The 10,691-nt window shown below is 73.2% G+C and carries 8 protein-coding genes and 1 pseudogene; 2 read left to right on the top strand and 7 right to left on the bottom strand.

Features of this window, described 5'->3' with window-relative positions; all coding sequences use genetic code 11:
• Window positions 1-74 precede the first annotated feature (74 nt).
• Genes galK through ACFWE2_RS21665 form a run of 3 tightly spaced genes read right to left on the bottom strand, consistent with a single transcriptional unit; the run spans window position 75 to window position 5,377 of the window.
• A complete protein-coding gene (galK, locus tag ACFWE2_RS21675; RefSeq protein WP_377226279.1) occupies window positions 75-1,304 on the bottom strand; it encodes a galactokinase in 1,230 nt (409 codons plus the stop codon).
• Window positions 1,305-1,325: 21 nt separating this feature from the next.
• Window positions 1,326-3,404, bottom strand: coding sequence for a beta-galactosidase (locus ACFWE2_RS21670; RefSeq protein ID WP_377226278.1), 2,079 nt, complete (start codon window positions 3,402-3,404; stop codon window positions 1,326-1,328).
• A 35-nt stretch (window positions 3,405-3,439) separates the two neighbouring features.
• Window positions 3,440-5,377: a glycosyl hydrolase 53 family protein gene (locus ACFWE2_RS21665; protein ID WP_377226277.1), complete on the bottom strand. Its 1,938-nt coding sequence runs from the start codon at window positions 5,375-5,377 to the stop codon at window positions 3,440-3,442.
• A gap of 230 nt (window positions 5,378-5,607) precedes the next feature.
• Here ACFWE2_RS21665 and ACFWE2_RS21660 point away from each other — a divergent pair, with 230 nt between their 5' ends.
• Window positions 5,608-6,597 (top strand): NAD-dependent epimerase/dehydratase family protein, encoded by a 990-nt coding sequence (locus ACFWE2_RS21660; protein ID WP_377226276.1) that lies wholly within the window; start codon window positions 5,608-5,610, stop codon window positions 6,595-6,597.
• A gap of 128 nt (window positions 6,598-6,725) precedes the next feature.
• On the opposite strand, the gene ACFWE2_RS21655 is transcribed toward ACFWE2_RS21660, so the two are convergent.
• A complete protein-coding gene (locus ACFWE2_RS21655; protein ID WP_377226275.1) occupies window positions 6,726-7,532 on the bottom strand; it encodes a MarR family transcriptional regulator in 807 nt (268 codons plus the stop codon).
• A gap of 160 nt (window positions 7,533-7,692) precedes the next feature.
• Between ACFWE2_RS21655 and ACFWE2_RS21650 the strand changes: the two genes are divergently transcribed.
• The gene (locus tag ACFWE2_RS21650) at window positions 7,693-8,847 is read left to right on the top strand and encodes a DUF418 domain-containing protein (protein WP_377226274.1); all 1,155 of its coding nucleotides are present in this window, start codon (window positions 7,693-7,695) and stop codon (window positions 8,845-8,847) included.
• A gap of 19 nt (window positions 8,848-8,866) precedes the next feature.
• Here the strand turns inward: ACFWE2_RS21650 and ACFWE2_RS21645 are convergent, their stop codons facing one another.
• The 3 genes and pseudogenes from ACFWE2_RS21645 to ACFWE2_RS21635 form a co-directional block, all read right to left on the bottom strand.
• Window positions 8,867-10,006, bottom strand: a complete 1,140-nt coding sequence (locus ACFWE2_RS21645; protein ID WP_377226273.1) for an Mrp/NBP35 family ATP-binding protein — start codon at window positions 10,004-10,006, stop codon at window positions 8,867-8,869.
• 93 nt (window positions 10,007-10,099) lie between these two features.
• The gene (locus ACFWE2_RS21640; RefSeq protein WP_377226272.1) at window positions 10,100-10,363 is read right to left on the bottom strand and encodes a hypothetical protein; all 264 of its coding nucleotides are present in this window, start codon (window positions 10,361-10,363) and stop codon (window positions 10,100-10,102) included.
• Between the two features lie 195 nt (window positions 10,364-10,558).
• Window positions 10,559-10,691 (bottom strand): annotated as a pseudogene (locus ACFWE2_RS21635) (GTP-binding protein); the annotation flags it as partial.

Below are 10,691 nucleotides of genomic sequence, written 5' to 3'. Positions count from 1 at the left end.
GTTGATCGACCGATCTCAGCGCAACGGACCGAAGCCGGCGCGTGCGGCTGGCAGCTGACCGGAGGAGACGGCGGTCAGGCCGCCGGCGCGGAGGGCGGCGCCAGCAGGAACACCGGGGCCGTGAGGCCCGCGTCGGCGAAGGCGTCCGCGACGGCCTGGGCGACGGTGTCGACGTCGGCCTGGTTGACGAGCGCGATCGCGCTGCCGCCGAACCCACCGCCGGTCATGCGCGCGCCGAGCGCGCCCGCGGCCATCGCCGTGTCGACGACGAGGTCGAGCTCACGGCAGGAGATCTCGTAGTCGTCCCGCATGGACGCGTGCGACGCCAGCATGAACGGGCCGACGTCGGCCGCCCGGCCCTCCCGGACCAGGTTCGCGAACCGCGCCGTGCGGTCGATCTCCGACACGACGTGCCGCACCCGGCGGCGCAGGACGCCGTCGGCGTCGTGCGGCTCGAGCTCGGCCAGCGCCCGGTCGATGCCCATGCCACCGAGGGCCGGCGCGATCTCGCGGAGGGAGTCCAGCCCGAGCAGCTTCGCGGCCCGCTCGCACGCCGCGCGCCGGGCGCCGTACTCGCCGTCCACGTGCGAGTGCTCGGCCTTGGTGTCGACCACGAGGAGCGTGAGCCCGGCCGTGTCCAGGTCGAACGGCACGGGCACGCCCGACTCCAGGGCGCTCAGGCCCGGTCGGAAGTCGAGCAGCAGCGCATGGCCCTCGCGGCAGCGCAGCGACGCCGACTGGTCGAGGCCGCCCGTCGGCGCCCCCGCGATCTCGTTCTCCGCACGGCGCGTCACCGCGACCAGCTCGGTGCGCCCGGTGTCGGACCCGGCGAGGCCGAGGCCCGCCACCGCGTCGAGGGCCACCGCGACGGCGGCCTCCAGTGCCGCCGACGAGCTCAGCCCGGCTCCGAACGGCACGCACGAGTCGACAGCGGCGTCGAAACCGCCGACCTTGTGGCCGGCCTCGGCCAGCGCCCAGGCGACGCCTGCCACGTAGGCGCCCCAGCCGCGGGTGCCCGGAGCGATGTCGGAGAGGTTGGCCTCCCACACGCCCTCAGCCTGCGCCGACACCAGACGGACCCGGTCGTCCTCACGCGGACGCAGCGCGATGAACGTGCGGTGCGGCAGCGCCGTGGGCAGGCACAGCCCGGCGTTGTAGTCGGTGTGCTCACCGATGAGGTTGACCCGGCCAGGGGCGGACCAGACGCCCTCGGGTGAGCCGTCGAACGAACTGGTGAAGAGCTCGTCGACCCGGCGCGCGCCTTCCTCGACGGACCAGGCTTCGAGCCACTGCGGTTCAGTCATGGGAACTATTGTCTCTCGCCGTCAGCGGGTGCCGGTACGCAGCACACGGACCCCGCCGGCGGGGACGTCGGCGGAGCCCGCGAAGGTGTCGCCGGTGAGCAGATCGGTCGCAGGTCCGCCGAGGGGCAGCTTCACCTCGCCGTCGGTGTGGTTGATCGCCACCGTGTAGACGGCGTCCGCGCTGGTCCGGCGCACCACCTCCAGGCCATCCACGATGCCCGACGGCGCCAGGCCTGCGCTCGCGTACACATCGGTCATGACCGTCGCCAGGGCCGCGACGTCCAGGCCCGTCGACACGTACCAGCCGGTCCCCGCGCCGTGCCGGTGGCGGGTGATGGCCACGCCGCCCGGCTTGGGGCCGTCGACGTAGGAGCCGACCGGCTCGGCGCCGTGGAGCACCAGGTCGTCGGCCCAGACCGTGCCGGACAGCTCCGTGGTGTCGGTGGTCGCGGCGCCTGCTCCCGCGGCCCCCGCCCGGTAGGTGACGGTGAGCGCCTCGCCGTCGCGCAGGGGGAGGAACTCCTCGACCTGCACGCCGAGCACGTCACGCAGCGGAGCCATGAGGCCGCCCGCGTGCACGGCGTCGTGCTCGTCGACGATGCCGCTGAAGTAGCTCACCAGCAGCGTGCCGCCGGCCGCGACGTACGCCGTGAGGTTCGCCGCCGCCTCGGCCGTGAGCAGGTACGACGCGGGGGCGACGACCAGCTTGTACCCCGAAAGGTCCTGGCTGGGCCGGGCCAGGTCGACCGTGTGGCCGTCCCGCCAGAGGCGGTCGTAATAGGTGTCGACCCGCTCGCGGTGACGGGCCCCCTCGCTCGGCCGGAACTCGAGGTCCTGGGCCCAGAACGACTCCTGGTCCCACAGCAGGGCCACGTCCGCCTGGACCCGGGAGCCGCGCAGCTCGGCGAGCCGGCCGAGGTTCGCGCCGAGCTCCGTGACCTCGCGCCACACCCGTGAACCCGTTCCGGCGTGCGGCAGCATCGCCGAGTGGAACTTCTCCGCGCCCGAGCGCGAGGCACGCCACTGGAAGAACATGATCGCGTCCGCGCCGCGCCCCAGGTGCGCGAACGAGTTGCGGGCCAGCTCGCCCGGCCGCTTGGCGACGTTCCGCGGCTGCCAGTTCACCGCCGACGTCGAGTGCTCCAGCAGCAGCCACGGCTTGCCGCCCGCGACGGACCGGGTCAGGTCGGCGGCCAGGGCGAGCCCCACGTACCCGCGGGGGTCGGCGGCCCGCAGGTAGTGGTCGTTCGAGACGAGGTCGACCTCCTTGCCCCACGCGAACAGGTCGGTGGACGGGCAGCTCGCCGCCATGAAGTTCGTGGTCACGGGCGCGGAGGAGTACCGGCGGACGACGTCGCGCTCGGCGACGAAGCAGGCCAGCAGGGCGGCGTCGGAGAATCGCGCGAAGTCGAGCTGCTGGGCGGGGTTGACGGCCTCCGGGGCGGCGGCCGGGACCTGGACGTGCTCCCAGTCCGCGTAGTGCTGCCCCCAGAACGCGGTGCCCCAGGCGGCGTTCAGCGCGTCCAGCGAGCCGTAGCGTTCGCGCAGCCACTCGCGGAACGCCCGCTGCGCGTGCACCGAGTAGTCGAGGGCGACCGGCGCGCCGTACTCGTTGTGCACGTGCCACCCGACGACGGCGGGGTGCGTGCCGTACCGCTCGGCCAGCGCGGTGGTGATCCGCACGGCCGCCTCCCGGTAGGCGGGCGCGGTGGGTGCCATGAGTCCCCGGCTGCCCGGACCCATGGGGGTGCCGTTCCGGTCGACCACCCGGGCGTCCGGGTGGGCGGCGAACAGCCACGCGGGTGGCGCGGCGGTAGGCGTGGCGAGCAGCACCCGCACACCGCCGTCGTGCAGCAGGCCGATGACGCGGTCCAGCCACGCGAAGTCGAACTCGCCCTCGCGTGGCTCCAGCAGAGCCCAGCTGAAGATGCCGAGGCTGACGAGGTTCACGCCCGCCTCGTTCATCAGCCGGACGTCCTCCGCCCAGACCTCCTCGGGCCACTGCTCCGGGTTGTAGTCGCCGCCGTAGCTGATCTGCTCGACGCCGGTCAGCCACCCGTCGTACCGCGGTCCGGGGACGAAGGTCGGGGTCTCAGGCATGAGGGTCCTTTCTGGGGGTGGGTCAGCGGGGTTGGTCAGGGCAGGACGTGGATCGTCGCCTCGGCCGGGCCGTGGGTAGTGGTCCCGCCGACGGTGAGCGTGCCCGGCCGGGCGGTCGCGTCGTCGGGCACGTCCTGCCAGGTGACCCGGACGCCGTCGACGTCCCCGTCGGCAGGTGTCAGGACGTCGACCCGGCGGGGCAGCCGGACGTCGTCGCCCACCGCTGTGACGACGTGCACGGTGTCCTCCAGGACATGCGTGGCGTCGCTGTCGTGGAAGACGTCGAGCGACGCGTTGGCCTCGGGGAACCAGCCCTGGCCGGTCTCGACCCACGTGAACATGGGCTGCCAGTTCGCGGGCTCCCAGACGAGCACGCCCTGCACCCGGTTGCCGGGCACGTCGTTGGCGACCTGGAAGACGCGCTGGACGGCGTCGGCCTGGCCCTGGACCGTCACGGGGAACGGGGAGTTGGGCAGCGGCGTCGGGTCGCCGGGCGGCCAGCTCTCGGCCGGGTAGGCGGTCTCGGCGACGTCGAGCGCGTACCGCGGGAAGGCGTCGGCGATGGTGTGCAGGTTGTGCTCGAGCGCCTCGGGGCTGCCGTGCCACTCGGGGTAGTAGGACAGCGCGAGCACGTCGGGGGCGGCGTCGGCGGCCTCCAGGCGGGTGAGCAGCTGCGTCCAGAACTCCATGGTCTTGTCGAGGCGGCCCGCGTCGACTATCGCGTGGATCTCGACGTCCGACTCCGGGGACGCCTCGCGCACGGCGCGGATGCCCGACGCCATGAGCGTCGCGAACCGGTCCCACTGCTCGACGTAGGCCCGCTGCTCGGCGGGGTCGTCGCTGCACCAGTAGTCCCAGAGCAGGCCGCCGCCGGGCTGCGACCGGTAGACGTCCGCCTGCTCGACGAAGTAGGCGGGCGCCGTGGTCCCGATGATCTCGGCCTCGCTGCCGTAGAGGAAGCCGTTGATCACCTCGTTGCCCACCGCGACCTTCGCGGGGGTGGTGCCCTGTTCCACGAGCTGGGTCAGGTAGTCCGCGGTGAAGTCGTGGACCTCCTGGGTCAGCTCGTCGAAGGGCAGCTCGGCCCAGGCGCGCGGCTTGGGCTGCTTGCTCGGGTCGGCCCAGCTGTCCGCGTAGTGGAAGTCGATGCCGAGGCCCAGGCCGCGGTCGGCGATCTCCTCGGCCACCGTGAGCGAGCGTTCCGGGCCCTGGTACGCCGGGTCGGTCTCGACGCCGGTGGTCTCGTCGCGCGGGTCGTTCCAGATGCGCAGGCGCAGGTGCTCCATCCCGCGGTCCTTGACGACGTCGAGCAGGTGGGGGCCGGGGTCCGGCTCGCCGGCGAGGGCGGCCTCGGCGTCGAGGTAGTACGGCTGGTCGCGTTCCTGGTCGGCGTAGGAGAGGTCGGCGCCGAGCCGCAGGTCGTCGCGCAGGTAGTTGTAGGCGCGCAGCTCGGCGACGCCGTTCGTGCCTGGCCGCGCGGTGACGAACCGGACGCGCAGGTACCGGGTGCCGTCCCTGTCGACCAGCGCCGTGGTGCCTGCCGCGCCGCTGCGGCCGTCCCGGTGGTCGGCGAGGGTCGTCCAGCGCCTGCCGTCGGCCGAGGCCTCGACGACGTAGCGGGCCGGCGTCGCGTCCGCGAGCACCACCTCCACCTTGTGCAGTCCGTCGTACGCGCCGCCGAGATCGACGGTGAGGGCCTGGTCCCGCGTGCCGTGGCGGCTGCCCGACGTCGACGCGGCCGGCCGCCAGGCGGTGGTATCGGAGCCGTCGAGCGCACGGCCGGCGTCGGCATCGTTGCTGGTCGCGCGGGCCGTGACCCAGTCCTTGCCGGCGAGGTCGGTCTCGGCGGGCTTGATCACCGCCTCGCCGTAGCCGGCCGCCGACGGTCCGATCGCGAGGCCCGCGGTCGTCAGCGCGACGGCGATCGCGGCGCCGCCCGCGAGGGCGCGCCTGCGGTGTGTGCTGTGCGTCATGAGGACTTCCTTGTCCTGGGTCGGGGGCGTTCGTCCGGGGTGCCTGGACAACGTTAGATCCTCGGCGGGCGTGGGGGAATACGCTTGCCGGTGCCGGACAGATTCGTTGGGCCCGTTGGCTTGCATCGATTTACGCGTGACGGCCGTCGACAGCGCCCGTACGCCTCCCGGAGATTCGCCACCAGCAGATTCGCGTGGTCGCCGTCACTGCGATGCGGTTCGGTGGGCACATGCGAATCCTGGTTCTCGGTGGAACGGTCTTCCTCTCCCGCGCGGTCGCGGAAGCGGCGGTGGCCCGCGGGCACGACGTCACGTGCGCGGCCCGCGGCGTGAGCGGCACGGTGCCCGACGGCGCCACCCTCGTGCCCTGGGACCGCGTCGATGCGGTGCCTGCCGAGCTCACGGCCACGCCGTTCGACGCCGTCGTCGACGTCTCGCGCATCCCCTCGCACGTGCGCCGCGCGGTCGCGGCGTTCCCGGACGCGCACTGGACGTTCGTCTCGACCGTCAACGTCTACGCGGACACGGCGACGCCGGGCGGCACGCCGGCGACACTGCCCCTGCTCGACCCGATCGAGACGGACGAGGACCCGGCCTCCGGCCCCGAGACGTACGGCGCGATGAAGGTGGCGTGCGAGAACACGGTCCGCACCGGCGTCGCGGCCGCGCTCGTGATCCGGCCCGGCCTGATCGTCGGCCCGGGGGACCCGAGCGGCCGGTTCGCGTACTGGCCCGCCCGGTTCGCCGAGGCGGCACGGGACGGCCTGCCTGTGCTGGTCCCCGAGCCGGTCGACGACCCGGTCCAGCTCGTCGACGTCCGCGACCTCGCGGAGTGGATAGTGACGGCGGCGGAGGTGGGCACCACCGGAGACTTCGACGCCGTCTGCCCGCCGGTTCCCCGGTCGGAGCTCCTTGCCCAGGTGGCCGACGGCGCCGGGGCCGACCCCGAGCTCGTCCCGGTGGCCCCCGAGGTGCTCGCCGAGCACGAGGTCGTCCCGTGGTCGGGTCCCCGCTCGATCCCGGTCTGGGTCGCCGACCTGGCCGACTCCGGCTTCCTGGCGCACGACGTCGCGTCGTCGCTGGAGGCGGGCCTGACGATCCGGCCGTTCGCGGAGACCGCGCGCGACACGCTCACCTGGCTCAGTGCGACGCCGGACGCCAAGGTCACGGGCCTGACCCGCGAGGAGGAGCAGGAGGTGCTGGCCGCCGTCCGGGGCTGAGCACGCAGCTGCGACGTGAGCAGTTTCCGCAGGCTGCGCTGGAGGAAGCCCGTACACCCTTCACGCTCACGGACCCGTACGCGCAGTAGTCCAGGGCTGGTGGTCAACGCCGGGCTGCTTCACCGGCATCACCCCCGACGCCGGAGCGCCGCCCGCTGCTCCGGCGTCAGGACACCCCTGAGCTGTTCGGCGGTGACCGGCACCCCCGCCCGCGCCAGCGCACGCAGGAGCGCGCCGGTCTCGCCCGTCGCGAGCGGCCAGGGACCCGCCGACATGGTCTCCTGCACGGCGGTGAAGAACCGGGCCGCCCGGGCGAGCCGGACGCCCGCCGGGGTGTCCGGGCCGAGCGCCTCGACGCCGCGCGTGGTGATGCGGACCCAGCGGGCATTGGCTTCCACGCTCTCGTTCCAGCTCGCGGACCAGACGTCGTCGCCCACCACGTAACGCTCGCGACGGCCGGCCGGTTCGCGCTCCCGCCGGATCAGCCGTAGCCGGTCGAGGTACGCCACCGCGTTCGACACCGCAGCCCTCGAGACCCCCAGCTCGGTGATGAGGTCTGCGGCGGTGAGCCCGGCGTCGGCCGAGTGGATCCACACCAGTACCCGCGCGGCGGTGCGGGGGACACCGGTGGCGACGACGCTCTCGGTGAAGTCGGCCAGAAACGCCGTCCGGGCGGCGGCCCGGGGTTCCTGGGTCTGGCCGACGCTGCCCGTCCCGGCTGTCGGGCCGCCCCGGGGACGCCGGGCGCGTGCCTGTGCCGCGGCCTCGGCCCGGTCGGCGTCGTACGCGGCCGGCCCACCGTTCCGCGCCACCTCGCGGCTCACCGTCGACGTCGGCCGGCCGAGTCGCCGGGCGATCTCCGCGTAGTCGTGCCGGGCGGCGAGCCCTGCCGCGACCTGTTCGCGCTCGGTCCGGTTCAGGCGTGGTCCTGGCACATCGCTCCTGGCGTGCATCGGCAGTTCGGCTGTTGCAACGATCCACGATAGCCGCTGGTCCATAGGGCGTACGGGTGTTGATGCTGACCTGAACGCAATGCGCGCGCCCCGCGTGAACCGGTGGCTCGGACCGCTTGCGCGACCCAGTGGAAGGAACGACATGACAGCACCGGCCCGCCCCGCCGGCCAGGCACGCGCGCAGCTCTCGCGAGCGATCGCACCGGACGTCGCTCGCGGTGTGATGCTGTTGCTCATCGCCCTCGCTCACGCGCCGAGCTTCGTGAGCGACCGGGCCCCCACCGCGGCGAACACGGTGGCAGAGCTCCTGCGTTCGCTGCTCGCGGAGAACCAGGCGCGCTCGATGTTCATCGTCCTGTTCGGGTACGCCATGGGGCAGCTGCTATACCGGCAGGAGGCGCGCGGCACGGGGCCGGCGGAGACCCGCCGGCTCCTGCGTCGCCGAGGGCTGGTGCTGGTCGGCGTCGGTCTGGCGCACTCCGCGCTGCTGGTACCGCTCGACATCGTCGCCACCTACGGGTTCGCCCTGCTGTTCCTCGCGGCCATGGTGACGGCTCGTGACCGCGTGCTCCTGTGGACGGCCGCGGCCCTTCTTCCGTTCAGTCTCGCGATGATCAGCTGGACCTACCAGCGCAGCGTGGCCGCCGAGCTGGCGGGTGAGCCGGCGGGGATGGTGCCGTACATGTCCGCGACCTACCCGGCGCACGTCCTGTCCGGCCTGCCGGGCTGGCTTCCGGACGCCGTGCTCGGCGTGGTCGTGGCCGTGTCGGGCATGCTCTTCGGCATCTGGGCGGCCCGCCGTCGATACCTGGACGAGCCGCAGGAGCATGCGGTGCTGCTCCGCCGGACCGCCGTCGGCCTGCTCCTCCTCGCCCTGGCCACGCGCCTGCCCGAGGCGCTCGTCGTGGCCGGCTTCTGGGTGCCGACGGCAACCTCCACGGAATGGGCGCTCGCCGTGCTGCACACGTTCGGCGGCTACGTGGGCGGCGTCGGGCTCGCCGCCCTCGTCGGGGTGGCGTTCGCCGGACGGCGCGTTGCGGGCGGCGCGGTCGCGACGGCCTTGGCCGCCCTGGGGCAGCGGTCCCTGACCTTCTACCTGCTGCAGTCGCTGGTGTGGCTCCTGCTGTTCTACCCGTTCACGCTCGACCTGGCCGGGACCATGTCGTTCGCCGGTGCGGCCGTGATCGCCGTCGTCGTGTGGGCGGCCTCCGTGGGGCTGGCGACGGCGATGGCGAGAGCCGGGCTGCCGGGCCCGGCGGAGGTGCTCGTCCGTAGGCTCTCCTACCGCCACCGCTGAGCAGGGCCGCCCGGGTCGCTCAGACCGGCGCGAGCCCCAGGTTCCGGCCCGCGAGGCCCCGGCGGCGCCTCGCGAGCCCGCGGGCGACGTCGGCCAGCACCCGGGCGCCCGGTGAGTCCGGCGCGGTCAGGACCACCGGAGCGCCGGCGTCCCCGCCCTCGCGGACGGCGACGTCGAGCGGGATCTGGCCCAGCAGTGGTACGTCCGTGCCCACGAGCTCGGTGAGCCGGGCCGAGACCTTCGCGCCGCCACCGGCGCCGAAGACCTCCAGGCGGGTGCCGTCGGGCTGCTCCAGCCACGACATGTTCTCGACCACGCCGACCACGCCCTGCTGCGTCTGGGTCGCCACCGATCCAGCGCGCTCGGCGACCTCGGCGGCCGCCGCCTGGGGCGTCGTGACCACCAGGATCTCGGACGACGGCAGAAGCTGGGCCACCGAGATGGCGATGTCGCCGGTACCCGGCGGCAGGTCGAGCAGCAGCACGTCCAGGTCGCCCCAGAACACGTCGGCCAGGAACTGCTCCAGCGCGCGGTGCAGCATCGGCCCGCGCCAGACGACCGGCTGCCCCGGCGGCACGAACATACCGATCGAGACCACCTTGACGCCGTGCGCGATGGGCGGCAGCAGCATGTTGTCGACCCGGGTGGGCTGACGGTCGACCCCCAGCATGCGGGGGATCGAGAAGCCGTAGATGTCGGCGTCGATCACGCCCACCGAGAGGCCGTCCGCCGCCATGGCCACCGCGAGGTTCGCCGTGACCGACGACTTGCCGACGCCGCCCTTGCCCGACGCCACGGCGAACACCTTGGTCAGCGAGCCTGGCTGCGAGAACGGGATGACGGGGTCGCCCGCGCCGCCGCGCAGCATCGAGCGCAGCGAGGAACGCTGCTCCGGTGTCATCACGCCCAGCTCGACCTCGACACCGGCCACGCCGTCGACGGCTTCCGCTGCGGCCGTCACGTCCCTGACCAGCGTCGACTTCATGGGACAGCCCGCGACCGTCAGGTCGACGCCGACGGCGACGTGCCCGCCGTCGGACACGACCACCGACCGGACCATGCCCAGATCGGTGATGGGACGCCGGATCTCAGGGTCGAGCACACCGGTCAGCGCGTCCCGGACGCGCGCCTCGAGTGCTGGGGAGTCGACTGGGGTCATGAATCGATCCTATGGTCCGGGTCCAGAGGGTCTGGAATCAGCGGGCTCTTTCATGTCTTTGCAATGAATGACAGTTGAAAACGGTACGCTGCGTCACCACCAAGGGTGAGGAGGCCCCATGACCGAGTCACGCGTCCCCGCGCGGGTCCGGCGTGTCGCCTCCGAGGACCAGGCGCGCGAGCTCGCCGCAGCGCTCCAGCGCCCCGGCCGCGACCAGCCCGTCGTGGTCATCTCGACGCCCGCCGGGCGCGACGTCCCGTACGTGGACCCGAAGCGGGTGCTCGACGACGTCGCCGGGCTCGCCGAGGTGGTGGTGATCCCGACGGGCGACGTGTCGTGGGCGTTCTCGTCCGGCATGCCGCCGGACACCCAGGTCTACGGCGGCGCGTCCCGTGTCTACGGCACCGACCTGGAGTGGGTGCACCATCCGCGGCGCTCGCCCCTGCACTTCGCCTATTCCGCGGACGAGGACGAGCGGGTACGGGAGCGTCTGGTCGGCGATGTCATGCGGTTCGCGGTGCGCGCGGTGATCTGCGGCGACGAGAACCTGCTGGGCGCCTTGTCGATCATGTCGAAGGCCGAGGCCTCGTTCAGGTTCGGAAACGCGTCGTGCAGCACCTTGGTAATGGCGGCCGTGAGGGTCGTCTTACCGTGGTCGACGTGACCGATCGTGCCGATGTTGACG

The organism is Promicromonospora sp. NPDC060271, assembly GCF_042726755.1.
Taxonomy (GTDB): Bacteria; Actinomycetota; Actinomycetes; order Actinomycetales; family Cellulomonadaceae; genus Promicromonospora.
The sequence above is the reverse complement of the archived record's forward strand: the minus strand, read 5'-3'. Positions and strand labels throughout refer to the sequence as shown.